Source organism: Noviherbaspirillum phoenicis (genome assembly GCF_047237965.1).
Taxonomy (GTDB): domain Bacteria; phylum Pseudomonadota; class Gammaproteobacteria; order Burkholderiales; family Burkholderiaceae_D; genus Noviherbaspirillum_A.
The window spans coordinates 2,489,089-2,513,798 of sequence record NZ_JBDFLX010000001.1; the positions used below are offsets into that span (position 1 = coordinate 2,489,089).

At 61.5% G+C, this 24,710-nt stretch carries 23 protein-coding genes and 1 tRNA gene; 9 read left to right on the plus strand and 15 right to left on the minus strand.

Features of this window, described 5'->3' with window-relative positions; all coding sequences use genetic code 11:
• Positions 1 to 207: 207 nt before the first annotated feature.
• Positions 208 to 969 carry a fumarate/nitrate reduction transcriptional regulator Fnr gene (gene fnr, locus ABC383_RS11255; RefSeq protein ID WP_413013988.1) on the plus strand — a complete coding sequence of 254 codons (762 nt, stop codon included), beginning with the start codon at positions 208 to 210 and terminating at the stop codon, positions 967 to 969.
• Positions 970 to 986: 17 nt separating this feature from the next.
• Here the strand turns inward: fnr and ABC383_RS11260 are convergent, their stop codons facing one another.
• The 7 genes from ABC383_RS11260 to ccoN are packed head-to-tail and all read right to left on the minus strand — an operon-like array spanning position 987 to position 6,422.
• Positions 987 to 1,226, minus strand: a complete 240-nt coding sequence (locus ABC383_RS11260; RefSeq protein ID WP_413013990.1) for a hypothetical protein — start codon at positions 1,224 to 1,226, stop codon at positions 987 to 989.
• A gap of 11 nt (positions 1,227 to 1,237) precedes the next feature.
• Positions 1,238 to 1,759 (minus strand): FixH family protein, encoded by a 522-nt coding sequence (locus tag ABC383_RS11265; protein ID WP_413013992.1) that lies wholly within the window; start codon positions 1,757 to 1,759, stop codon positions 1,238 to 1,240.
• A gap of 12 nt (positions 1,760 to 1,771) precedes the next feature.
• On the minus strand, positions 1,772 to 3,184 hold the full coding sequence (ccoG, locus tag ABC383_RS11270; protein WP_413013994.1) for a cytochrome c oxidase accessory protein CcoG: 1,413 nt from the start codon (positions 3,182 to 3,184) through the stop codon (positions 1,772 to 1,774).
• Between the two features lie 29 nt (positions 3,185 to 3,213).
• Complete coding sequence (gene ccoP, locus ABC383_RS11275) at positions 3,214 to 4,149, minus strand: cytochrome-c oxidase, cbb3-type subunit III (protein WP_413013996.1); 936 nt, start codon at positions 4,147 to 4,149, stop codon at positions 3,214 to 3,216.
• Positions 4,142 to 4,330, minus strand: a complete 189-nt coding sequence (locus tag ABC383_RS11280) for a cbb3-type cytochrome oxidase subunit 3 (protein ID WP_413013997.1) — start codon at positions 4,328 to 4,330, stop codon at positions 4,142 to 4,144. The genes ccoP and ABC383_RS11280 overlap by 8 nt, the downstream gene beginning before the upstream one ends.
• Positions 4,331 to 4,358: 28 nt before the next feature.
• Positions 4,359 to 4,973, minus strand: coding sequence for a cytochrome-c oxidase, cbb3-type subunit II (ccoO, locus tag ABC383_RS11285; protein WP_413013999.1), 615 nt, complete (start codon positions 4,971 to 4,973; stop codon positions 4,359 to 4,361).
• A gap of 21 nt (positions 4,974 to 4,994) precedes the next feature.
• Positions 4,995 to 6,422: a cytochrome-c oxidase, cbb3-type subunit I gene (gene ccoN / locus ABC383_RS11290; protein ID WP_413014000.1), complete on the minus strand. Its 1,428-nt coding sequence runs from the start codon at positions 6,420 to 6,422 to the stop codon at positions 4,995 to 4,997.
• An 886-nt stretch (positions 6,423 to 7,308) separates the two neighbouring features.
• On the opposite strand from ccoN, the gene ABC383_RS11295 reads away from it, so the two are divergent.
• Positions 7,309 to 8,457, plus strand: coding sequence for an IS481 family transposase (locus tag ABC383_RS11295; RefSeq protein ID WP_413011093.1), 1,149 nt, complete (start codon positions 7,309 to 7,311; stop codon positions 8,455 to 8,457).
• A gap of 601 nt (positions 8,458 to 9,058) precedes the next feature.
• Here ABC383_RS11295 and ccoS read toward each other — a convergent pair.
• Genes ccoS through hemN form a run of 4 tightly spaced genes read right to left on the minus strand, consistent with a single transcriptional unit; the run spans position 9,059 to position 13,857 of the window.
• Positions 9,059 to 9,211 carry a cbb3-type cytochrome oxidase assembly protein CcoS gene (gene ccoS, locus ABC383_RS11300; RefSeq protein WP_413014002.1) on the minus strand — a complete coding sequence of 51 codons (153 nt, stop codon included), beginning with the start codon at positions 9,209 to 9,211 and terminating at the stop codon, positions 9,059 to 9,061.
• Between the two features lie 3 nt (positions 9,212 to 9,214).
• Complete coding sequence (locus tag ABC383_RS11305; protein WP_413014004.1) at positions 9,215 to 11,662, minus strand: heavy metal translocating P-type ATPase; 2,448 nt, start codon at positions 11,660 to 11,662, stop codon at positions 9,215 to 9,217.
• Positions 11,659 to 12,429 carry a sulfite exporter TauE/SafE family protein gene (locus ABC383_RS11310; RefSeq protein WP_413014006.1) on the minus strand — a complete coding sequence of 257 codons (771 nt, stop codon included), beginning with the start codon at positions 12,427 to 12,429 and terminating at the stop codon, positions 11,659 to 11,661. Before ABC383_RS11310 ends, ABC383_RS11305 begins: the two co-directional genes overlap by 4 nt.
• 6 nt (positions 12,430 to 12,435) lie before the next feature.
• Positions 12,436 to 13,857, minus strand: a complete 1,422-nt coding sequence (hemN, locus tag ABC383_RS11315; protein ID WP_413014007.1) for an oxygen-independent coproporphyrinogen III oxidase — start codon at positions 13,855 to 13,857, stop codon at positions 12,436 to 12,438.
• Between the two features lie 295 nt (positions 13,858 to 14,152).
• Here hemN and ABC383_RS11320 point away from each other — a divergent pair, with 295 nt between their 5' ends.
• The 3 genes from ABC383_RS11320 to ABC383_RS11330 all read left to right on the plus strand — a co-directional run bounded on the left by ABC383_RS11320 (position 14,153) and on the right by ABC383_RS11330 (position 16,837).
• A complete protein-coding gene (locus ABC383_RS11320) occupies positions 14,153 to 15,403 on the plus strand; it encodes a multidrug effflux MFS transporter (RefSeq protein ID WP_413014009.1) in 1,251 nt (416 codons plus the stop codon).
• Between the two features lie 157 nt (positions 15,404 to 15,560).
• On the plus strand, positions 15,561 to 16,553 hold the full coding sequence (locus tag ABC383_RS11325; RefSeq protein WP_413016311.1) for an SDR family oxidoreductase: 993 nt from the start codon (positions 15,561 to 15,563) through the stop codon (positions 16,551 to 16,553).
• Positions 16,554 to 16,585: 32 nt separating this feature from the next.
• Positions 16,586 to 16,837 carry a DUF6582 domain-containing protein gene (locus ABC383_RS11330; RefSeq protein ID WP_413014010.1) on the plus strand — a complete coding sequence of 84 codons (252 nt, stop codon included), beginning with the start codon at positions 16,586 to 16,588 and terminating at the stop codon, positions 16,835 to 16,837.
• Between the two features lie 6 nt (positions 16,838 to 16,843).
• Here the strand turns inward: ABC383_RS11330 and ABC383_RS11335 are convergent, their stop codons facing one another.
• The gene (locus ABC383_RS11335) at positions 16,844 to 17,704 is read right to left on the minus strand and encodes a ThiF family adenylyltransferase (protein ID WP_413014012.1); all 861 of its coding nucleotides are present in this window, start codon (positions 17,702 to 17,704) and stop codon (positions 16,844 to 16,846) included.
• Positions 17,705 to 17,945: 241 nt separating this feature from the next.
• On the opposite strand from ABC383_RS11335, the gene ABC383_RS11340 reads away from it, so the two are divergent.
• Positions 17,946 to 18,620 (plus strand): class I SAM-dependent methyltransferase, encoded by a 675-nt coding sequence (locus ABC383_RS11340; protein ID WP_413014014.1) that lies wholly within the window; start codon positions 17,946 to 17,948, stop codon positions 18,618 to 18,620.
• 39 nt (positions 18,621 to 18,659) lie between these two features.
• Here ABC383_RS11340 and ABC383_RS11345 read toward each other — a convergent pair whose 3' ends face one another.
• Entirely contained in the window at positions 18,660 to 19,424 is a 765-nt protein-coding gene (locus ABC383_RS11345; protein WP_413014016.1) for an N-acyl amino acid synthase FeeM domain-containing protein, read from the minus strand.
• Positions 19,425 to 19,468: 44 nt separating this feature from the next.
• Positions 19,469 to 20,347 carry a GNAT family N-acetyltransferase gene (locus ABC383_RS11350; RefSeq protein ID WP_413014018.1) on the minus strand — a complete coding sequence of 293 codons (879 nt, stop codon included), beginning with the start codon at positions 20,345 to 20,347 and terminating at the stop codon, positions 19,469 to 19,471.
• A gap of 1,065 nt (positions 20,348 to 21,412) precedes the next feature.
• Between ABC383_RS11350 and pepA the strand changes: the two genes are divergently transcribed.
• The 3 genes from pepA (at position 21,413) to trmB (ending at position 23,460) form a co-directional block, all read left to right on the plus strand.
• Complete coding sequence (gene pepA, locus ABC383_RS11355) at positions 21,413 to 22,240, plus strand: flocculation-associated PEP-CTERM protein PepA (protein WP_413014019.1); 828 nt, start codon at positions 21,413 to 21,415, stop codon at positions 22,238 to 22,240.
• A gap of 152 nt (positions 22,241 to 22,392) precedes the next feature.
• Positions 22,393 to 22,466, plus strand: a tRNA-Gly gene (locus ABC383_RS11360).
• A gap of 271 nt (positions 22,467 to 22,737) precedes the next feature.
• Positions 22,738 to 23,460, plus strand: a complete 723-nt coding sequence (gene trmB / locus ABC383_RS11365; protein WP_413014021.1) for a tRNA (guanosine(46)-N7)-methyltransferase TrmB — start codon at positions 22,738 to 22,740, stop codon at positions 23,458 to 23,460.
• Between the two features lie 22 nt (positions 23,461 to 23,482).
• Here the strand turns inward: trmB and pncB are convergent, their stop codons facing one another.
• Positions 23,483 to 24,673, minus strand: a complete 1,191-nt coding sequence (gene pncB / locus ABC383_RS11370; protein WP_413014023.1) for a nicotinate phosphoribosyltransferase — start codon at positions 24,671 to 24,673, stop codon at positions 23,483 to 23,485.
• Positions 24,674 to 24,710 lie beyond the last annotated feature (37 nt).

Genomic DNA, 24,710 nt, shown 5'->3' on the forward strand with positions numbered 1-24,710 from the left:
TTTCCTCCGATCGACTGTGCGCTAACGAACACAACCCACATTTTGCTTAACATTTTGATACGCCGCTAATATCTGTTGTATCCGCGTTACGATGTGTTTGCTACACTTCGCCGTACCGACCGTTCTAATCCGCAGATCAGTCTTGCGGCACGTTTCATACCGTAGCGTTTCGCGTTTTCAACGGCTTGAGATATATCATTGGCGACCATGATCCAGTCCATTCCAGTCAACAGCCAGACCACGCCCATCAACGTCAACGCCCTGAAGGCAAGTTGCGCGGCGTGCAGCATGCACCAGCTTTGCCTGCCCATGGGCCTGGACGATACCGACATGTCGCGTCTCGACGCCATCATCGGACGCCGGCGCAAGGTGCCGCGCGACACCCATCTCTACCGCATGGGCGATCCGTTCACCAACCTGTACGCGATCCGGCTTGGGCATTTCAAGACTTTCCAGATCAATGTCAGCGGCGAGCAGCAGATTACAGGCTTCCAGATGGCCGGCGAGCTTCTCGGCATGGACGCCATCGGCACCGAGCGCCACCATTGTTCGGCGGTGGCGCTGGAAGACAGTGAAGTCTGCGACATTCCATTCAGCCGGCTGGAAGAGTTGTTCGGCCACATTCCCACGCTGCTGCACCATTTCCACCGGATGATGAGCCAGGAAATCACGCGCGAGCAGAGCGTCATGCTCCTGCTGGGCAATATGCGCGCCGGCCAGCGCTTCGCCGCCTTCCTGGTCAATCTCACGACGCGCTATGCCGCCCGCGGCTATTCCTCCACCGCCTTCCAGCTGCGCATGTCGCGCGAGGAAATCGGCAATTATCTCGGACTCACCATCGAGAGCATCAGCCGCCTGCTGTCACGCTTCAAGAAGCTGGGCGTGCTGCAGGTAAGCAACCGCGAAATCGTGATTCTCGATCCGCCCCGCCTGAAAGCCATGGCGGCCGGCACCGAGAAATGCGATTAGGCTCGGCCCTGTCGCCGTCATAGCGGCGGCTGGCGGTCGGCCGGCACATTGGCCAGGTAATAACTGAGCATCGCCGCCAGCGCGCAGAACAGCCAGAACAGGAAGAATCCCACCGTATAAGCCGCCAGCGGCGACAGCGTGAACTCGGCGCCGCCCAGGTGCAGATCCTGCGGATCGAGCAGGGAAAAGAAAAAACCTTCCGCCATCGCCGCCACCAGGAAGGATGGCCACAGGATCACCATTGCAAGACGCCGCATCTATGCCTCCTTCAGGATTGGTCGGCCGACAGCGTCGCCGTCGCCTGCTGCGGCCAGGGCCACACGCCATTGATGCGCCAGGTCCGGCCCTGGTCTTCCAGCATCACCTGCCAGCGCGCCATCTCCAGCATCGGCAGGCTCACGGCAAAGTGGCCTTCCGCATCCGCCACCACCGGCAGCACGATATCCTTTTCCGGACGCGTGGAATGAACCAGGCGCAGCGTCATCGCGCCATGCGGAATCCCCTGCGCGCCGCGCATCGCGCCTGTCAGCCGGCCCGCGGCGGCATCGAAGTGCAGCGCCAGCGACAGTCCCAGCCGGCTGGCGGCCTGATCGCGCCGCAGGTCCTGGTTGATGGCCTTGCCCTGCCGGTAATAGTCGCCCACCACCAGCGCATCCTGCTGCGAGTAGGAGAGCCAGATCGTGTAGCTGCCCGCCAGCACCACCAGGAACGGACCCAGCATGATCAGCCAGGGCCAACGGTGCTTGTACCAGGGCGTGGACGGGCATTCGAGCGTATTCATTGACTGCATTTGCATTCTCCTTCAGCGCGGCACGTAAAAGACCGCTTCTTCCCTGACCTTCAGCCCGGAGTCATCCAGCGCCTGCAGGCCGATATGTATCTTGTTAGACCCCCTGGCGGCCTGTCCGCCATCGATGCGCAGGCGCACCGGCACGGAACGGGTCTCGGTGCCATTGAGCGTGACCTCGTCGGCGCCGGCAAGTCGCAGCGACGGCAGGCCATCCACAACGATGCGGTAGCGGTGCGCGCTCTCGGAGGTGTTCATGATCTGCAGGCGGTAGACATTTTCTATCATGCCGTCCTCGATCTCGCGGCCCATCGCGCCGCGGTCGCGCAGCACGTCCATCTTCAGCGGCGTGCGCATCGCCAAGGACATGCCGAAGGCGGTCACGATGGCCAGCAGGATGGCCAGATAAATCAGCACCCTGGGCCGCAGCGCCCGGCGCCGGATGTCGGCGCTGGACAGGCCCTGCTTCATCGCATGGTCGGTGCTGTAGCGGATCAGGCCGCGCGGCAAGCCGACCTTGTCCATCACGCCGTTGCAGGCGTCGACACAGGCGGCGCAGCCGATGCACTCGTATTGCAGGCCGCGGCGGATGTCGATGCCGGTCGGGCATACCTGCACGCACATGCTGCAGTCGATGCAGTCGCCCTGCTTTTGCTTCTGCGTTGCATCGGCCCTTGCGCTCTTGGCGCGCGCGCCGCGCGGCTCGCCGCGCTTTTCATCGTAGGTGATGATCAGCGTGTCCTTGTCGAACATCGAGCTTTGAAAACGTGCGTACGGGCACATGTACTTGCAGACCTGCTCCCGCATCCAGCCGGCATTGCCGTAGGTTGCAAAGGAATAGAACAGCACCCAGAACCACTCCCACGGACCCAGCCCCAGGGTGGCGACTTCGCGCGCCAGCGTATGGATAGGCGTGAAATAGCCGACGAAGGTAAAGCCGGTCCACAGCGCCACAGCGCCCCAGGCGGCATGCTTGCCGAACTTGCGGGCAAACTTTCCCAGCGAGGCCGGCTGGCGGTCCAGGCGCATGCGGGCGCTGCGGCTGCCTTCGATCTTGCGCTCTATCCACATGAAGATCTCGGTATAGACCGTCTGCGGACAGGCGAAGCCGCACCATACGCGGCCGGCAATGGCCGTGGCCAGGAACAGCAGATAGGCCGAAATGATGAGCAGCGCGGCCAGGTAGATGAAGTCCTGCGGCCACAGCACGATGCCGAAGATATAGAACTTGCGCGCCAGCAGGTCGAACAGCACGGCCTGGCGGCCGTTCCAGTTGATCCACGGCAGGCCGTAGAACAGGATCTGGGTCAGCCACACGCAGACCCAGCGCAGGCTGGCATAGCGCCCCTGCACTTCGCGCGCGTAGATTTCCTCGCGCGCCGCATACATCTTGACGACCGCCACTTCGGGCGTGGTATTGCTGCTCATTTCAATGCTCTTTAGCTGTAGCCGGGGCCTTACTGCGGCGCCGCTCCCTTGACATTGGACAGGCCCCATACATAGGCGGCCAGCACATGCACCTTCGCCTCGCCGAGGAAGTCCTTGAATGCCGGCATGGTGTTGGTGCGGCCCTTGCGGATGGTTTCCATGATGGTCTCAAGGCTACCGCCATACAGCCAGGTCTTGTCCGACAGGTTGGGTGCGCCCAGCATCTGGTTGCCATGGCCATCGGCGCCATGGCAGGCGGCGCAGGCAGCGGAGAACTTGGGCTTGCCCAGCACCGACTTGATCGGGTCGGAGGTCGAACCCGACAGGCTCAGCACATAGTGCGCGACATTCTCCACGTCCTTCTCCGAGCCGACCGCGGCGGCCATTGGCGGCATCATGCCGTTGCGGCCGTTCATGATGGTGGTCTTGATCACATCGGGCTCGCCGCCATGCAGCCAGTCATTGTCGGCCAGGTTGGGAAAGCCCTTGCTGCCGCGGGCGTCGGAACCATGGCACTGCGCGCAATAGGTCAGGAACAGCCGCTCGCCGATGGCGCGGGCCTGCGGGTCGGCGGCCACCGCCTTGAGGTCCTGCTGCTGGTACTTCGCGAACAGCGGGCCATATTCTGCCTCGGCCTGCTTGAGTTCCTGCTGATAGGCGCCGGCCGACTTCCAGCCCAGCTTGCCAGCGTACTCGCCCAGGCCCGGATACAGCACCAGGTAAGCCAGGCTGAACACGATGGTGATATAGAACAGCCACATCCACCAGCGCGGCATCGGCGTGTTCAGCTCGGTCAGGTCCTCATCCCACACATGGCCCGTGGTCTGGGTCTGCGCCTTGGCGCCGGGCGGCAGCGTGATCTTGTGCTGGGACTGCGACCACAGCAGCAGGCCGCAGCCGAGGATGCCGATCAGCGTCAGCACCACGATGTAGATGTTCCAGAAACCGCTGGTGAAGTCAGACATGGCCCTGCTCCTGCTGTGCTTGATCGGATGCGTCTTCGTCAGCGAAAGGCAGCTGCGCAGCGGCGTGGAAGTCGCAGTCCTTGTGACGAATGAAGGTCCACCACAGGATGCCGATGAAGGTGACGAAACTCACCACGGTCATGGCGCTGCTGGCCTGGTCGAATAATGTTTGGATATTCATGATGACAATGTCGATGGATTAAGCAGGCCTAGTTGCGGGCCTTGATCTGCGTGCCCAGGCCCTGCAGGTAGGCGACCAATGCGTCCTGCTCGGTCTTGCCGGCCAGCTCGGCGGGCGCGGCGGTGATTTCCTCGTCGCTGTAGGGCACCGACAGGCGGCGCAGCGCGCGCATCTTGGGCTGCACTTCCTGCGGGTCCAGCCTGGTCTTTGCCAGCCACGGATAACCGGGCATGTTGGACTCGGGCACCAGGTCGCGCGGGTTGTCGAGGTGGGCGCGGTGCCACTCGTCGCTGTAGCGGCCGCCGACGCGGGCCAGGTCCGGACCGGTGCGCTTGGAACCCCACTGGAAGGGCCGGTCGTACACGAATTCACCCGCCACGGAATAGTGGCCATAGCGCTCGGTCTCGGCCCGGAACGGACGGATCATCTGCGAATGGCAGCCGTAGCAGCCTTCGCGCACATAGATGTCGCGTCCCACCAGGCGCAGCGGGGAATAAGGCTTCAGTCCCGCGACCGGCTCGGTGGTGGATTTCTGGAAGAACAGCGGAATGATCTCCACCGCGCCACCGATGCTGACCACCAGCACCACCAGCGCAATTAGCAGCCAGGGGTTCTTTTCTATCGACTCATGCGAAAACTTCATATCGTGCTCCGTCTTTCTTGATCAAGCATGCGCGGCATGGATTGCCGGGATACGCGCGGCAACCGGCTTGGCGTCACGCACCGTCATGTAGGTGTTGTAGGCCATCAGCAGCATGCCGGTCAGGTACAGCGTGCCGCCGGTGAAGCGGATCACGTAATACGGGTAGGTTGCCTTGACGCCTTCCACGAAGCTGTAGGTCAGTGTGCCGTCGGCATTGACCGCGCGCCACATCAGGCCCTGCATCACGCCGGCGATCCACATCGATGCGATGTACAGCACGATGCCGATGGTGGCGACCCAGAAATGCAGGTCGATCAGGCGGGTGCTGTACATGGCCTGCTTGCCCGACAGGCGCGGCAGCAGGTAGTACAGCGAACCCATGGTGATGAAGCCGACCCAGCCCAGCGCGCCGGCATGGACGTGGGCGATGCCCCAGTCGGTGTAGTGGGACAGCGAGTTGACGGTCTTGATCGACATCATCGGGCCTTCGAAGGTGGCCATGCCGTAGAACGACAGCGACACGATCAGGAACTTCAGGATCGGATCGGAACGCAGCTTGTGCCAGGCGCCCGACAGGGTCATCACGCCGTTGATCATGCCGCCCCAGGAAGGCGCCAGCAGGATCAGCGAGAACACCATGCCGATCGACTGGGTCCAGTCAGGCAGCGCGGTGTAGTGCAGGTGATGCGGGCCGGCCCACATGTAGGTGAAGATCAGCGCCCAGAAGTGGACGATGGAGAGACGGTAGGAATACACCGGGCGCTCGGCCTGCTTGGGAATGAAGTAATAGACCATGCCCAGGTAGCCCGCGGTCAGGATGAAGCCCACCGCGTTGTGACCGTACCACCACTGGATCATTGCATCCTGCACGCCCGAATAGGCCGAATAGGACTTGGTCAGCGAGGCCGGCATGCTCATGCCATTGACCACATGCAGCAGCGTCACAGCCAGGATGAAGCCGCCGAAGAACCAGTTGGCCACATAGATATGCGCGACCTTGCGCTTGACGATGGTGCCGAAGAACACCACCGCATAGGCAACCCACACCACCGCGATCAGCAGCGTGATCGGCCATTCCAGCTCGGCGTATTCCTTGCCGCGGGTCAGGCCCATGGGCAGCGTGATGGCGGCGGACACCAGCACCAGTTGCCATCCCCAGAAAGTGAACGCAGCCAGCTTGTCCGAGAACAGCCTTACCTGGCAGGTACGCTGCACGACGTAATAGGACGTGGCGAACAGGCCGCAGATACCAAATGCAAAGATCACCGCGTTGGTATGCAGCGGACGCAGCCGGCCATAGGTCAGCCAGGGGATATCGAAGTTCAGGGCTGGCCATGCCAGCTGGGCGGCGATGAATACGCCGGCCAGCATGCCAATAACGCCCCACACCACAGTCGCGATCGCGAATTGCTTCACGATCCGATAGTTATAGTTCAGTGCAGTGTCCACGCAAACGCTCCAGAAGAAACAAGTAATGTCATTGCTGGAGGGTACGTTTCGGGTGTTCGAAAATCCTTGATATGAGTCAAAAATGACCGGGTTGTGAAGAAGCGGTGCGAGGACGATGAATCGCCGGTTTAAAAAGCATGACAATGACGCCATGCTTGTGGACGAAATACATCAGCAACATGGAAAGGTGGAATTTGTCCTTTGTTTAAAGGCTATTTTTCAACTTGCCTTATTGCGATGGCTGGAGCTCTCTGTCATCCAGCATACATAGCAACTGTGGCGCACGTTGTGAAGTCAGGCTTCAAAGCAGTTGCGGTGGTCATGCAAGTGTCGCGTTGAACGTCATCTCGGCGGTGCCTGGCGTGGACAAAGTGCGGCGTCTTCCTGAGCTCTTGCAGGGTGCAATGCTCCGCACGGGCATTGCACGATGGGTCGATCAAGCAAGTCAGCATGACAAGGCACGTCCCGCTTGGGACCGTAGTGCAATGCCCTTCGGGTATTGCACCTTACAAAAGCGGCTGAAAGCCCTTCTAACGTTTCAATGGTTTCTGCCGTTGCCGTTGCCGTTGCCGTTGCCGTTGCCGTTGTTTTTGCAGTGGCCGTTGCCGTTAGGGTCCCCGTCTGTGTACCGCCGTGTCAGCGGTGCCCGGAGCGGGAAAAGGTGCGGCGTCTGTCTGAGCCAAGCGCAGCTTGGCGAGTTTAGCCGCGCCCCGCTCCGGGTACCGCTGGCACGGGCACCCCGCGCAGCGGGGCGCGATCACCGGGTCGCCTTTTTTTGGTTACTTTTTTTGGCGAAGTGTATAGACCGGGGACATGGGTAACAACTGTGCCGGGACATGGGTAACACTTTGGCGTATTCCATATCAAGCCAAAGGATTCTCTAACCATGCCCTGGAAAGACGTTGACATGATGACCCTTCGACAAGAATTTACGGCGCTAGCGCAGCAGGATGGCGTGAACTTCAGTGCCCTATGCACGCGTTTTGGAATCAGTCGCAAGACAGGATACAAATGGCGTGAACGCAGCATGACGCAGGGCCCTGCTGGCCTGCAGGACTGCTCGCGCAGACCCTGCAATACGCCACTGCGTACCAGCCAGGCAAACGAAGAGCTGGTAGTGAAGGTGCGTCTGAAACATCCCACCTGGGGCGGCCGCAAGATTCATCGCAGCCTGCTCAATCAGGGTCACATCCAGGTGCCAACCCCCAGCACCATTACCCGGATTCTGCATCGACATGGCTTGATCTCAGAAAAGGCAAGCGCAAACAGCACCGCCTGGCAGCGCTTCGAGCATGCCCAGCCCAATGATCTCTGGCAGATCGACTTCAAGGGCCATTTCCAGACCGGCCAGGCCACGTGTCATCCACTGACCGTGCTGGATGATCATTCACGCTACAACATCGTCCTGCAGGCTTGCCTGAACCCGGACACTGCCACTGTGCAGGCAGCTCTGGAAACTGCCTTTCGCCATCACGGCATGCCAGTACGGATCAACGCTGACAACGGTTCTCCATGGGGCAGTCCGTCGCAGCACGAACACGGCATCACCAAGCTCACCATCTGGTTGATTCAGTTGGGCATTCGCATCAGTCACAGTCGTCCGGCTCATCCACAGACCAATGGCAAGGACGAACGTTTCCATCGCACGCTCAAGGCAGATGTGCTGCACGGGCGTCACTTCGTTGACCTTGAGGAGGTCCAGAACGCATTCGACCGCTGGCGAATGATCTACAACAACGAGCGGCCGCATGAAGCCATCGGCATGGCCACGCCGGTAACCCGGTTCCGGCAAAGCCGTCTGGCCTATCCCGAGCGATTGCCAGAGATTGTTTATCCGCAGGAAGACCTGGTGGAGACCGTCGGGTGGAACGGGCATGTGAAGTTCCACAAGCGCAGCTTTCGCGTCTCCAGCGCCTTGCACAGGCATCGTATTGCGGCCCGCGCCCTGTCAGGCCAGGACGGCATCTATGACCTGTACTTTGCGCATCAGCGATTTGGCCAAATCGACTTGCGCGATGCCGAAAAGCACGATTAAATCTGTTACCCATGTCCCGGCACATGTGTAACCTATGTCCCCGGTCTATACAGCGAAGCAAAAAAAGTGACCCGGCCGCCGGGACGGATTCCCGGCTTGTCTCCACGGCAGTGCAGCCGTCTTGCGTCACCCGGCAACGTTCGGGCAGCACTGTCGGTGTTGCCTTTAGCAGTGATCGCAGCGCATTGCTAAAGGCAACTGCAACTGCTGCTTCGCAGTGACGTCTTTCCGCCGGGTGAAACAAGCCGACTGCACTGTCGTCATGACCAGGCCGGGTGTTCGCCCCGGCGGGCGAGTCACTTTTTTGCTTCGCCAAAAAAGTAACCAAAAAAGGCGACCCCGACTGTGCCGCCCCGCTGCGCGGGGTTCCCGTGCCGTCGATGCCCGGAGCGGGGCGCGGCTAAACTCGCTCCGCTGCGCGGCGCTCAGACAGACGCCGCACCTTTTCCCGCTCCGGGCATCGCCGTCACGGCGGTACACAGACGGGGACCCTAACGGCAACGGCCACTGCAAAAACAACTGCAACTGCAACTGCAACTGCAACTGCAACGGCCACTTCAAAAGCAACGGCCACTTCAAAAGCAACGGCCGCTGCCGCGGCCTAGCCCTCTCCCCTGTCATCATCCTGCAGCACCCGCAGCGCCGGCCCCACCATATCCTCGAACTGCCCACTATCAGACATCCGAAAAAACACCCAGATCGCCGCAAACACGATCACGATACTGAGCGGCACCAGCAGATATAAGGCATCCATTTCCTAACTTCCTTTCCGTCCGCCACGCAGACGCAGCGCGTTGGCAATCACCAGCATCGAACTGACCGACATGCCTATGCCCGACATCCATGGACTGATCAGCCCCGCCGCCGCCGCGGGAATGGCGATCATGTTGTAGACCATGGCCCATGCCAGGTTTTGCCGCACCACCGCCATCGCGGCGTCGGCGCTTTCCGCGGCATCGGCCAGCGCTTCCAGCCTGCCTGTGAGCAGCACCGCGTCCGCATGGCTCTGCGCCAGCGCGGCGCCGCTGCCCATGGCGAAGGAGACATCGGCCGCGCCCAGCACCGCGCAGTCGTTGATGCCGTCTCCCACCATCGCCACCACCGCGCCTTCATGCTGCAGGCGCTGCACATAAGCCAGTTTCTGTTCCGGCAGCTGGTTGCCCAGCGCGTCGGCAATGCCGAGCTTCTGCGCCACTTCCTGCGCCATTGCCTGCTGGTCGCCGCTCAGAAGCATGACCTGCTTGCCTGCCTTCCTGAAGCGCTCGACCACGTCATGCGCATCGTCGCGCAAGCCGTCCGCCAGGTCGAAGCGGGCCAGCAGGCGGCCCTCGCGGCCAAGCCATACGGCGCTGACGCCAGGCATGCCGGCCGGCGCCAGGAAACGCCCGCTCAGCTGCGCAACGAAATCAGCGCGGCCGAGCCGGTATGGGATGCCGTCGACCGAGCCGGCGATACCCTGTCCCGGAAACTGCATCAGCTCGCTGGCGCTGGGCCGCTTCCCGCCGGCAGCGGCCGCCAGCGCTTGCGCCAGCGGATGCGCGCTGCACGCTTCGAGCGCGGCGGCGATGTCGAGGCAGGTCTCGCGTTCAACGTCGCCATACAGGCAAACATCACGCAACACCGGCTTGCCCATTGTCAGCGTGCCGGTCTTGTCGAACACCACATGGGTGGCGCGGTGCAGGGTTTCCAGCACATGCGGCCGCAGGATCAGTACGCCGCGGCGCAGCAGGCTGTCGGTGGCGGCGGCCAGCGCGCTCGGCGTGGCCAGTGACAGCGCGCACGGGCAGGACACCACCAGCACAGCGATCGCCACCGGCCAGGCGCGGGCGGCATCGTGCCATTGCCAGAACAGGAACACGGCGCCGGCCAGCAGCAGCAAGCCTGCGACGAACCAGGCCGCAACCCGGTCGGCCCATTGCGACAAAGCCGGCTTGCCCTGGCCGGCGCTTTCCGCCATGCGCACCAGCGAGGCCAGCGTGCTGGCGCCGGCACGGCGGCTCACCTGCAGCAGCGCCGCCTGGCCGGCATTGACGGCGCCGCCGGGAATGGCGTCGCCCGCCAGCTTCCTCTGCGGCGCGCTTTCGCCGGTCAGCAGCGAGACGTCGATGCTGGTCTGGCCTTCCAGCAGCACGGCGTCGGCGGCAACAGGTTCGCCGGGCCGCACCAGAATCACGTCGCCCGGCTCCAGGTCTGCCGCCGCCACCGTCACCGTGTCGCGGCTGGCCGGATACGCCGGCAGCCTCTGCGCGGCATCGGGCAGGCCATGCTGCAGACGCTCCAGCGCATGGGCGGCGCGACGGCGCGCGGTCAACTCCAGCAGCCGGCTGCACAGCAGCAGGAAGATGAACATCGTCACCGAGTCGTAATAGACCTCGCCGCTGCCGCGCACGGTGGCGGCCACGCTGGCGATGAAGGCCGCGCCGATGCCCAGCGCCACCGGCACGTCCATGGTCAGCGCGCGCTGGCGCAATGCCGCCCACGCGCCGCGGAAGAAGGGCTGCGCCGAATAGACGACCGCCGGCAGCGTCAGCAGCAGGCTGGCCCATTGCATCAGCGCTGCCATGTCCGATTCGAGCGTGCCGTCGGTGGCAAGATAGGCCGGCACCGCATACATCATCACCTGCATCATCGACAGGCCGGCGATGAACAGTTGCCGGCCCAGCGTCCTGCCGCTGCGGCGCAGCTGCGCCTCATGCCGGGCCGGATCGAAAGGATAGGCGGGATAACCGATTTCCCGCATCGCGCCCAGGATGCCGCTGAGCTTGCATTGCGCCGGATCCCAGCGCACGAACAGGCGTCCGGTGGCGACATTCATGTTGGCCGCCATCACACCGGGCAACTGGCCGAGGCGCCGCTCGATCAGCCAGACACAGGCGGCGCAGCGCAGGCCGTCGACCGACAGCGTGGCTTCCAGCATGCCGTCGGGATTGCGTGATGCATCCTTCGACGCGGCCTGGTCGTACAGCCGCAGCTGCGCCGGCAGCGCAGCGCCCTGCTCCGCCGTGACGGCGAAGTCGGTACGGTTGCGGTAGTAATCCGTCATGCCGTTCTGCACGATGGCCTGCGCCACCGCCTCACAGCCCGGGCAGCACATGCTGCGGGAAAGGCCGTCGATCTCCACTGCCCAGTGACTGTTCGCCGGGACCGGCAGGCCGCAATGGAAGCAGCCGTCGTGGGCCCTGATTTCTCTCGGCAGCGCGCTCACAGCCCCACTCCCATGGCCGCTGGCGTCAGGCACAGCGCATCCAGCCAGCCTGCGCTGATGCCATGGCTGGCGCGCGCCAGGCCAAGCAGGCCGAAGGGGAGCACCAGCAGCCCGGCGCCCAGCCGCACTTCACGCTTGCGGGTCCATGTCTGCAGGCGGTTGCCAAGCAGGCCCATGGTCACCAGTGCAGGCATGGTGCCCAGCCCGAAGGCCAGCATCACGGCTGCGCCGCCGGAGGCCGAACCGGTCAGCATCGCTGTCAGCAGCATGCTGTAGACCATGCCGCATGGCAGCCAGCCCCACAGCGCGCCCAGTGCCAGCGCCTGTCCGGGATGCCGGATCGGCAACAGGTGCCGCGTCAGCGGCTGCAGCCGTTGCCACAGGAAGCGGCCGCTCGCTTCCAGCCTGGCCAGGCCGCGCCAGGCGTCCATCAGGTACAGGCCCAGCGCCACCAGCATCAGATTGGCCAGCCAGTAGGCAGCCATCTGCAGGGGCGCTACGCCCGCCAGTTGACGCACGCCGCCCAGCATGCCGCCGGCCAGCGCGCCAGCCGCCATGTAGCTGCCGAGACGGCCAGCATTGTAAGCCAGCACGCGCAGGCCGCCGTCGACCACGGCCGCGGCAGGAATGGTAGTCACGGCAATGGGAAACGCCGGCCGCGGCGCGGCCATCGAAAAGGCGCTGACGATGCCGCCGCACATGCCCACGCAATGGACGCTGCCCACCAGTCCGGCGACAAAGAAGGGAAACAGGGACAGCGCGCTCATGGACGTTCAGATGGTGCGTGAATAGCGCGGCGCTTCCGCCTGGCGCGACTGGAGGTAGCGGTCGAACACCATGCAGATATTGCGTATCAGCAGGCGGCCGCGCGGGCTCACCGAGATCCATTCGGCATCGATGGCCAGCAGGCCATCCTCTTCCAGCTTCCTCAGCTGGGCCAGTTCGGACGCGAAGTAGGCGGCGAAGGTAATCGGATATGCCTGCTCGACCGATGCGATGGACAGCTCGAAATTACACATCAGCATCTGGATGATGAGCCGGCGCAATACGTCATCCATGGACAGCCGGATGCCGCGCGCAATCGGCAGCTCGTTGCGGTCGAGATGGCTGTAGTAGGCATCCAGCGTCTTCACGTTCTGGCTGTAGGTCAGGCCGACCGCGCTGATGGCCGACACGCCGCATGACACCAGGTCTGCGTCCGCATGCGTCGAATAGCCCTGGAAGTTGCGGTGCAGCCGGCCCTGGCGCTGTGCCACGGCGAGTTCATCGTCTGGCTTGGCGAAATGGTCCATGCCGATGTACACATAGCCGGCGGCGCGCAGCTTGTCGATGCACAGCTGCAGCATGCGCAGCTTCTCGTCGGGCGCCGGCAGTTCGGCATCGAGGATGCGGCGCTGCGGCTTGAACAGATGCGGCAGGTGCGCATAGTTGTAGATGGAAAGTCGGTCGGGGCTGGCGGCGATCACGCGCTCGATCGTGTCTTCCATGGTGGCCTGCGATTGCCGCGGCAAGCCATAGATCAGGTCGATGCTGACCGAGCGGAAGCCGGCGTCGCGCGCGGCCTGGATGATTGCGCGGGTTTCCTGTTCGGGCTGGATGCGGTTGACCGCCTTCTGCACATCGGCATTGAAATCCTGCACGCCCAGGCTGATGCGATTGAAACCCTGCTGCCGCAGCGCATGTACGCGCTCGACGCTGACCGTGCGCGGGTCCACTTCGATCGAATACTCGCCAACGGCATCGGGGGCGAAGTGGAAGCAGCGGCGCAGGTGCGCCATCAGGTCGGCCATCTGCTCGTTGGACAGATAGGTCGGCGTGCCGCCGCCCAGGTGCAATTGCTCGACGTGGTTGAACCCGGCAAACAGTTGCCCCTGCAGCTCGATCTCGCGCTTCAGGTAGCTCAGATAGGTCACCGCCTTCTCGCGGTTCTTGGTCACGATCTTGTTGCAGGCGCAGTAGTAGCACACCGTATCGCAGAACGGGATATGCAGATACAGCGACAGGGGATGCAAACCGCCGCGGTTACGCACATTGGCAACCGCTTGCAGATAATCACCATAATCAAATGATTCGGAAAACCGGTCGGCGGTGGGATACGAGGTATAGCGCGGACCAAGCTGGCTTTGTCGCTTGATCAATGCGGCATCGAACTCCACGACTGGAGCAGCGCACGCGGCTGCATGGGGGCCCAACATAATCTTTCTCCTGCGGCCTGACGGGTGCGGACTGCATCATCGATTCAGGCGAGTGCAGTGTAAGAACCGGGTGGCCTGATTTCCTTGATGTAAGTCAAAATGGTCCGAGCCCCTTGTTTTAGCGGTCTTTTTCGCCTTGGCGAATCTGCAAGGCATGGGCATTTAGGCTATCCTTGTCGCCTTTCGCAGACCGCCATCCTCTCGCCTTGCCCATCCGGAGCGACGTCCTTGTTCCAGGCCCCTCCAGGCCTGGACTGCACCGCGCGTCGCGCTGCGGCAGCATCGCCAAAAAACAATGCATAAACCCGATCAGACCGACCAGGCCATTCCCGCGACACCAGGGCCGTCACTCCATCCCGGCATTACTTCATCGGCGCTTGCCATCATGCTGGCCGCACTGGCCATGCTGGGGCCGTTCGCCGTCGACACCTACCTGCCCGCCTTCCCCGACATCCAGGCCACGCTCAATGCCAGCGCCATCCAGGTGCAGCAAACGCTGACTGCCTACATGCTTTCCTTCGGCATCATGACCTTGTGGCATGGCGCGCTGTCCGATGCCTATGGCAGGCGCAACATCATCCTGATCTCGCTGGCCGCATTCGCGGTCGCCACGCTGGCCTGCGCGTCGGTGCACAGCGTCGAGTACCTGTGGATCTTCCGCGTGATGCAGGGCATGTCGGCCGGCGCCGGCGTGGTCATCGGCCGCGCCATCATCCGCGACCTGTATGCCGGCGCGCCGGCGGCGCGGCTGCTGTCGCTGGTGACCATGATTTTCTCGGTGGCGCCGGCGATCGCGCCCATCATCGGCGGCTGGATCGTCAAGCTGGCCAACTGGCGGGCCATCTTCATCGCGCTGTTTTTCTACACGGTGCTGCTGCTGTGGTACTGCTATCGGCGGCTGCCGGAAAGCCTGCCGCCGGAAAAGCGGCAGCCATTCAACCCGAGTCACCTGTGGCAAAGCTATCGTTCGGTGTTTCGCTCGCAGCTGTTCCACCTGGAGGCCGGCGCCATCGCCTTCAATTTCGCTGGCCTGTTCCTGTATGTGTCGGCGGCGCCGGTATTCATTACCCAGCATCTGAAGCTGGGCGCGGACCAGTTCGCCTGGCAGTTCGTGCCGTCGGTGGCCGGCATCTTCTTCGGGGCGCTGGCGGTCAACCGCCTGGCCGGGCGCTACTCGATCCAGCGTCAGGCGCGCATCGGCTTCACGCTGCTGCTGGGCGCGGCCGGCGCCAACCTGCTCTATCACCTGCTGCTGCCGCCGGCGCTGCCATGGTCGGTGCTGCCGCTGTTCTTCTACACCTTCGGCATGTCGATGGTGGCGCCCGGCGCCACCCTGCTGGTGCTCGACCTGTTCCCCAATATCCGCGGCATCGTCGCTTCCTGCCAGTCCTGCGCGATGACGGTGCTTGCATCGGCGGTGTCGGGCCTGGTGGCGCCGCTGCTGTGGGACTCGGTGCCCAAGCTGGCCGCCGGCCAGCTGGCGCTGACCGGGATTGCGCTGGCATTGTGGCTGCGCGCCGGACGGGTGCGGCAGCGCATCGCATAAGCGGCTTTCCGATCTTTCCTTGGCGCCAGGCAGGAAGCGGCGCAGGCATTGCGCCGCGCTGCCGTTTTTGATGGCACGCAACCGGCCGCGGCGGCTCGCCGGTCATGCCTGCCGCTCCTGCCTACACTGTCTGTTTTGACATGCACCGGAGCAGATGATGGCCAAAGGCAAGGACAGCGACGTTGAACGGGTAGCGGCGCAGCAGCGCAAGATCCAGCAGGAAACCGACCGGCGCGATGCCAGCAAGCCAGCCGAGCCGGAGCAGGAAGGCGCGGTGCAGGCGGGCGACCGCAAGCAGCCCGAGCCGCCGCTGCCGCAGCAGCATCTGGTCAAGCCCGGCCTGGAATCGGACCTGAAGCCCCGGCCTCAGTTCGAGGCGCCCGGCTACAAGGGCAGCGGCAAGCTCGCCGACATGGCCGCCATCATCACCGGCGGCGATTCCGGCATCGGCCGCGCAGTGGCCGTGCTGTTCGCGCGGGAAGGCGCGGACGTGGCCATCGTCTACCTGAATGAGCACAGCGATGCCGAGGAAACCCGCCGGCATATTGAAAAGGAGGGCCGTCGCTGCCTGCTGATCCCGGGCGACGTGAAGGATGCGGCCTTCTGCCGCGACGCGGTGGAACGCACGGTGCGTGAATTCGGCAAGCTCGACGTGCTGGTCAACAACGCCGCCTTCCAGGAACATGCGGACGGCCTGGCCGACCTGACCGAGGAGCATTTCGACCAGACCCTGCGCACCAACGTCTATGGCTACTTCCACATGGCCAAGGCGGCCCTGCCGCATCTGAACAATGGCGCATCCATCATCAACACCGGTTCCGAGACCGGCCTGTTCGGCAGCGCCAAGCTGCTCGACTATTCCGCGACTAAGGGCGCGATCCATGCCTTCACCAAGGCGCTGGCGAGCAATCTGGTGTCGCGCGGCATCCGGGTCAATGCGGTCGCCCCGGGGCCGGTATGGACGCCGCTGAATCCGGCCGACCGTCCGGCTGATGAAGTAGCCCAGTTCGGCGCCAGCACCGACATGAAACGTCCGGCGCAGCCCGAGGAGATATCGCCGGCCTATGTGTTCCTTGCTTCGCCCGTCTGCTCGAGCTTTATCACCGGCGTGGTGCTGCCCGTGATGGGCGGCGTGACCGGCGGACAATAGGCAATAGCCAACACGGAAAGGAAAAGCCCGTCATGAGCAAACTGGACCAGGAAGACCGCGATGACCTGCCGAAGCGGGAATTCGCCTTTGCCAAACAGCGCAAGGAGCCGCTGGAAGATGCGGCCCACGTGCGCAATGCGATTGCCCGCTTCAACCAGGTAAAGGATGTCAGCGACGACGAGCGCGACGAGGCATGGCAACGCATTACTGCCGCGGCCCGCAAGTTCGGCGTCGAGGTCGCCGAAGGCAGCTGGCGCGAACTCAAGGGCGGCAACGGCAAGTAAGCCCGGTCAATCCTTGAACTGGGCGCGGATGATCTTCAGCAGCAGCTTCTGCATCGGGTTGGCATTGCCGCCCGGCCGCCAGGTAAAGCGCAGCTTCTGCTCGTAGGCGTCGAACTGCATGCTCCATGGCGCGGGCCTGACCTTGCCGCGGCCAAGCAATATCTTCAGCACCTGGGTGCCGGTAAACCCCGCGCACAGCTCGCATGACATGATGGTGGACGGCCCGCGCTCCTCGGCGAAATGCACTGCCTCGGGCGCCACCAGGTAGTGCCGGTGCAGCGCCTTGGGCGCAAGGCCCGCCATGAAGCGCAGCAACTGCTCGCGGCGGGTCTGGCCTTCCAGCAGGAAGTAATCCTCGAAGCTCATCCTGCCCGGCTTGAAGTACAGGAATCCCACGCCCATGCCGAGCGGCGCCGCGGTCACCGCCGGGATATTGCGCTTGTAGCATTCGGCAAACAGCAGGCGGCGCGACTCCACCGAGAAATAATCGATGCTGTCGATGTAGATGTCGACGTCCTTCAGGAAGGCGTCCACGTTCTCCGGAGTGACGCCCTCATTGAAGACCCGGATGTCGGCCGTGGGATTGATATCCCTTGCCATGCGCGCCAGCGTGTCCGACTTGGGCTGGCCCACCGTGGACATCATCGCGCCTGCCTGGCGATTGAAGTTGTGCACCTCGAAATGGTCGAAGTCGGCGATCGTGAAGTTGCCCACGCCCAGCCGGGCCAGCGTGAGCAGATGCCCGCCGCCTACGCCGCCCAGCCCTGCGATGGCGGCACGCGCGTTGCGCAGCCGGTTCTGCTCATCGACAGTGACCCAACCGATATTGCGTGAGAAGGCCTGCGAATAATTGAATTCAGTTTGCATGATGAACGACAGCGGAACTGGGAAACGATGAATGGTCTGAACGACCTTTCCGCATGCGTCGAAAACGTGAAAGGAGGAAACTGTACCAGAAAAAAAGCGTCTATCAGTCGAGGCTTTGACTTAGTCCCACACTGACCCGGCGGTTCTCGGCGAAGATTCTTGATAGTTGTCAACTGTCGTCTTATAGTCGGACACCCAGTCCCGGCATCCAACCCTGCAACAGCAAGAACAGGAAGGCTTAATGAGCACAGGCAAAACCCGCGACGAAATCGCAGAAGCATATTCATCCGAGCCATGGTGGTACGACCTGCGCGGCTTCTTCATTCTGACATTCGCCTATAACAGCACCATCAATACCCAGCTGCGCTTCTTTGGTCCGCATTTCGGGCCGAATCATCTGGAAGTCGCCTGCGGCACTGGTACGCTGCTGGAGCTGGTGCTGAAATGGCGGCGCTGGAAAAAGATGAAGCCGGTCAAGGTCACCGGCATCGACTATGCACCCTCGATGCTGGCCGGCGCGAAGAAGCGTTTCGCCAAGGACCCGAACGTGAAGATCCAGCATGCCGACGCCGCGGACCTGCCCTTTCCCGATGCGTCCTTCGACACGGCCAATATCGCCAATTCCATCCACTGCTTCCCGACCGTGGACGGCGCGCTACGCGACATCCACCGGGTATTGAAGCCGGGCGGCACGCTGGCGGCCAACGTGCTGCTCTACCCAGACGGCCTGCCGCCGCTGCGCTGGGCGGCGCAGCGCATCAACGACTGGGGCATCAAGAAGGGCATCCTGTACAGCCCTTTCCAGGAACATGACATCCGCCAGCGCCTGATCGCGGCCGGCTATGAAATCTCGCGGGAATTCAAGTCTGGCAACACCTGGAATGTGGTGGCCCGCAAGCCGGCGAAGCCGGCCTAGGAGGGGATGATCCGGGGAGGGGGCATCCCCCTCCGGACACTAGCCCAGGGACACGAGGCGGCCGTGGATACCGGCCTCTTCGCGGGGCGAGAAGAAATAGGGATAGAGCGAGCGGGTGGTGTCCGGATTGTCGCTGGTGCCGCCGTACTTGTGGATCTGCTCTTCCACATAGCCGATGTCCACCCACAGCAGCACCGCTGGCGCATTCACGCGCGGATTGGTGCGTATCTCGCATTGCCGCTTGAAGCCCAGCATGGTCTCGTAGAAGCGGCGGTGGCGCGGATTGACTTCGATGAAGACGTCGGTGCAGTTATGCATGCGCCGTCCGTAGATGAAGACGATATGAAACAGGGAGGCCAGCGCGAATTTGGAGCGGATGTCCGGATCGAATGCCAGCTTGGTCAGCTCGCATACCTTGCCGCCGGCATTGCGGCGCGCATCGATTTCCGGCTTGAAGATCTCGTCGGCCAGCAGGCCTTCCTCGGAATCGATGCCCAGCGTGACGGTCCCGATCACCTTTTCCTTATCGGAGGCGGTCAGCGTGATGCGGGACGGGCTGGCCTTGACCTGGTGCGCGCTGCCATAGCCGCGCCACGCATACATCTTGTTGATCAGCATCGAGGCTGAATTGCGGCCGCTCTCGGTGTCTGCCAGGCGGATACGGAAGTTCTTCTGCTCGATGACGAGATCGTCGGCGTCATTGGACAACGCGACGCTGTCCAGGCCAAGCGCATGACCATCGCCGATCAGTCCATGGCTGTCGGGAGCATCCAGCGATTTGTTCGGTCCGATCTTGCCGGACATCAGATGGGGAATCTATTAAATGATCGCTGGAGTTTCATGTTTCCCTAATGCGATAGTGTCAAACTTTCCACCGAAGTGGCGCCTCTGCTTGCCTGGTAAATTGCAGCCAGCGCATTGACTGCGTTGGCATTGCCCTGGTCAGTATGCAGCACTGCCAGTTGTCTATCAATCGCTGCCTTGTTCTGTTTCTCGCTGATCGGGCAGAAGAAATAAGGATAAAGCGATTTTTCAGCGTTGTCGTGGCCGCTGGTGCCACCCATTTTCTGAATCTGCTCCTCGACATAATCGGTCTCGACGCACAGCAGGTAAGCCGGTGCGTTCACTCGGGGATTCATCTTCTTCGGGCCATGCTTCTTGAAACCCAGCATGCGTTCATAAAAACGGCGATGCCTCGGATTGACTTCGATGAAGATGTCGGTGCATTTCTGCACACGCCGCAAATAAATGAAAATGATATGGAACAAAGATGCTAATGCAGTTTTCGAACGCGTTGTAGGATCAAACGCAAGCTTCGTTAATTCACATACCCTGCGGCCGCGCGCACGGTAGGCGTCGACTTCATCCTTGAAGATCTCATCGGCCAGCAGGCCGGAAGGGGAATCGATGCCAAGGGTAATCGTGCCGATGACCTTGTCCTCTTCCGAGATGGTCATGGTGACGCGATGGGGATTTTCCTGCAGGGGATTGTTTACCGTGTAACCGCGCGATGCATACATCCTGTGTATCAGGGAGCTGGCGTGGCTGCGTACCGTTTCGGTGTTGGCAAGACGGATCTGGAAAGTTCTTTCGTCAACATCAAGTTCATGAGCATCTGTTTCGTCGGGCTGCTCGACGCGTACTTGCCTGATCGCTACTTCCGGCTGCGCATCCTGGCCATTCAGCTCCGGCTCCAGATAGGTCTTGCTTTCTTGATAGTCAAACACTGTACAGGCTCCTCGTCACAAATATTACTCAATAGAAAATAGTTGCTCAATTAAAAAATTACCCTGCGAACAAGGTTTTGACTAAATGCAACACGCGAGATTAGAAGGGGGTGTCGCCAATAGGTTCGCGAAGTGCAAAATTAGGCGACGAACGGCAGGTTTTCCCTTGAATAAACTATTCAAATGACATCAAACGTGGGGAAAAAGGTCGTTTAGACATGGTCAGGCTGATATGCACGACGAGATGAAATGCATGTCAAATCCGCATATCCGGCAGATTAACAATGTTATCCCGACGAGATATTATTAACGACCTGCTAACGTCCATTAGCAAAAAGACTACGCGCCTAGCCAGCCATCCAGAATAAACCGTGCATTTTTGTCATGCACGTTCAAACGGCAATGATCAGACGCACACTGACCGCCGGCAGGACGACACTTCTCTCAGAGTCAAAAAAGCCGGCCTGCAAGGTTCATCTGGACTTCACAAGGCATGCGCTCTAATAGGAACGTGCTTTTCCCAGCCCTGCTCTGCCCATCTGCTCCCTTCTCTTTCAGGATGCTCCTGCCTACCCTGCGGCTCTCTTTCCTCTCCCGACAACACGCTACCGCCGCAATCGATCGCTTGTGCAATTGCCAGTCATTTGATGCCCTGGCGAAACCGGCGTTGAGAATAATCAATCCACAATTGATTTTCTTTGCGATCAAACAATATTTTCGTATGAAATCAATTTAGTGATCAAATTCAATTATTTTCATTTAAGAAAGTTTATTTTGGAGAAACAGTTTAATCCAAGAAATTATTGCAATAAAACATTTCTATTGAGAATATTAATCTTTGGAACTTTGTCGATTATTTTTACACAGCTCAATTTCATTTAGGAAAAATATTATCTAAGCCTTTGAATATTATTGTTTTTATTTAACTGGCATAGTTAATGCTAATTTCAAAACGTCGGACCATAAGTTAAAAATAAACAATGAAAACACCACGACTTTAGGAGCTAATCCAAAGCAGGGGAGGCTCGGAAAGTTGATTACATTTAACACTCTCGGAGAAACAAAATGAAAAAAATGGTTAGCAAGACTCTGGTCGCAGCTGCAGTCACCGCAGCTCTGGGCGTTTTCAGTTCCGGCGCAATGGCGCAAACAGCATTCCCTGATTTCGTTGTCAATGAAACCATTGCCGGCGGCACCTTCAGCGGCATCACCGCCGACAAGATCACTGGCAACTACACCGAAGTGATCACCTTCTCCGGCAACACCTTCCAGGCTTCGCTGCTCTGGAATGCCGGTCAGTTCGTTGCCAACAACGGCACCTCGCCTGTTGCATCGAACCTGAGCCCAACCGGCGGCACCGCTACCCAGTATGGCCTGTATGCGCTGTACCAGGCTTCGGGCACCTTTAGCCAGTCCGGCGGCGTTACCACGTTCAACTTCCTGCCCAGCGCCAGCAGCAGCCTGCGCCTGTTCCTGGATCCGAACTCCAACACCACCTTCACCGCGCCTGGCACCGGCACAGCCGCATGGGCTACCGTCAGCTCTGGCGACGATATCCTGATCGCAAATGGTGTCCCGACCACTGGTCAGGGCACGCTGGATCCGACCCTGAGCACCTGCACCAACGGCATCAACTGCGGCAGCTTCGGCGCCACCTCCAGCTTCGGCCTGACCGCCGCTGGCAGCCAGTTCTTCACCGCACCGAACCCGTTCTACAACGTGTCGTTCCAGTCCGGTCAGCTGAACAACTTCACGCCAGCCGGCACGCAGACGATCAACGGTTCCCTGGACGTAGTGTTCAGCAATGCCGTGCCTGAGCCAGCCAGCGTTGCACTGATCGGTCTGGGCCTGATGGGTCTGGGTCTGAGCCGTCGTCGCAGCAAGAAGGCTTAAGACATAAGGAAAGATCGCTTCCCGCGCAGTACGGCGGCAAGCCGGTAACAGGAATCCATGACTGGCAACAGTCATGGATTTTTTTTGGGATCGCCATGGATGGCGAGGCGGTTTGCCCGGCGTTCCGGAAGTTGCGTAAAATGCAGGTTCCCGCGGGTGTAGTTCAATGGTAGAACGAAAGCTTCCCAAGCTCTAGACGAGGGTTCGATCCCCTTCACCCGCTCCAACTGCCTGCTCCCGGACTTGCCTTTCATGCCACGACCCGGTCCGCACAGACCAAAGACGCAAGGTCCGATCAGCACAACCGCAGGGAGACGGACGCAAGCCGCCCTACCGGCAATGCTTTTCCGCGCTTTGCTCCTGTGACATAATCGCGCCGCCCGCCGGCCTTTGTGCATGCCGGGGCGCCAGCCGCCCTTCCCGGCGGCCTGTTATACCGCCCTCTTCCCTGACGCGCCATGGCCTGGCGCACGTTCCCTTATCCACACGATTCCCGCATGTCCGATCATCTACCCGCCAACGAAGCCGGCAAGCCCCTGTTCTACGACCCGACCGAGCGACGTATCCGAAGCTTCGTGACCCGCGCCGGCCGCCTTTCCCCGGCGCAGGCGCGCGCGCTCGACACGCTGGGGCCGCGCTTTTGCCTGCCCTATCAGAAAACTCCGCTGGACCTCGATGCCGCCTTCGGCCGGGCCGCCCCCACCGTGCTGGAAATCGGCTTTGGCATGGGCGGCACGACGGCGACCATTGCCGCCGGCCTGCCGGAAAAGAATTTTCTGGGGGTGGAAGTCCACACGCCAGGTGTGGGCAGCCTGCTCAAGCTGATCGGCGAACAGCAACTGGAGAATCTGCGGCTGATCCAGCATGACGCCGTCGAGGTGGTCAATCACATGCTGGCGCCGGAATCGCTGGCCGGCGTGCATATATTCTTCCCCGATCCCTGGCACAAGGCGCGCCATAACAAGCGCCGCCTGGTGCAGCCGGAGTTCGTCGCACTGCTGGCGTCCCGGCTGGCGCCGGGCGCCTACCTGCATTGCGCAACCGACTGGGAAGACTATGCGCACCAGATGCTGGAGGTGCTGGGCGGCGAGCCGTCGCTGGAGAACACGGCATCCGGCTTTGCGCCGCGGCCGGACTACCGGCCTGTCACCAAGTTCGAGAACCGCGGGCTGAATCTGGGCCACGGCGTCTGGGACCTGGTGTTCGTCAAGCGCGGCTAGGCGAGCGCCAGCCGTCCCAGCCTCAGCCGGGATGGTGGAATACCTGGCGCAGATAGGCCAGGAAGGTCTCGTCGGTGCACATCGTGCCCTTGCCCGGCGAGTCCGACAGCTTGGCCACCGGCTGGCCATTGCACGAGGTGAGCTTCATCACGATGTTCAGCGGCTGTATGCCGAGGTCGTTGGTCAGGTTGGTGCCGATGCCGAAGCCGGTCTGGGTGCGCCCGGCGAAATGGCGGTAGAGCTGAAACGCCCTTGGAATGTCCAGACCGTCGGAAAAGACCAGGCGCTTGGTATTGGCGTCGACCCGCAGCTTCGCATAATGGGCCAGCGCCTTTTCGCCCCAGACGATGGGATCGCCGGAATCATGCCGCAGGCCATCGAACAGCTTCGAGAAGTACAGGTCGAAGTCGTTCAGGAAGGCATCCATGCCGACCACGTCGGTCAGCGCGGTGCCGAGGTCGCCGCGGAACTCCTGCACCCAGCCTTCCAGCGCCGCCTTCTGGAAATCGCGCAGGCGCACGCCGAATGACTGATACGACTGCAGGTATTCATGGGCCATGGTGCCGATCGGCACCAGGTTGTGCTTGCGCGCCAGGTAGACGTTGGACGTGCCCTTGAAATACATCGGCACCTCGCGCGCCAGGGTAGCCAGCACTTCGTCATGCCAATCGCCCGAAAAGCGGCGGCGGGTACCGAAATCGAAAAAGGAAAAGCTGTGCTTTTCCGGCAATTCCCTGCTGAAGCGGCGCAGCAGCTCGATCTTCCCCGCCAGGCGCCGCCGTCCTTCCTCGATGGCCGGCTCCCTGGCGAAACGCCGGAAATACAACTCATTGACGATATACAGCACGAAAATTTCAAAGCCCATCACATGCACCTGGGGGCCAACGGCGCGGATGCGCAAGGCATCGCCCTCGGTAGTGACCTCGATGAACTTGCGCTGGAAGCGGAATACGGTCAGGAAGTCGACGAAGTCGCTTTTCATGAAGCGCAGCCCGCGCAGGTAGGCCAGTTCCTCGTCACGGAAGGTGAGCCGGCACAGATGGTCCAGTTCGCGGTCGACTTCTTCCTTCAGTTCAGCCAGCGGGAAGGCGGGCGTGTTGCGCAGCGCAAAGGTGTATTCGGTCTGGGCGCCAGGATGGCTGTGCAGCAGTGCCTGCCACATCGTGAATTTATAGAGATCGGTCTCCAGGAGACTGCGTACTACTGCCGTCATTGCTTGTCCTTGGCTGTGATGGATGCGCGTTGCGAAA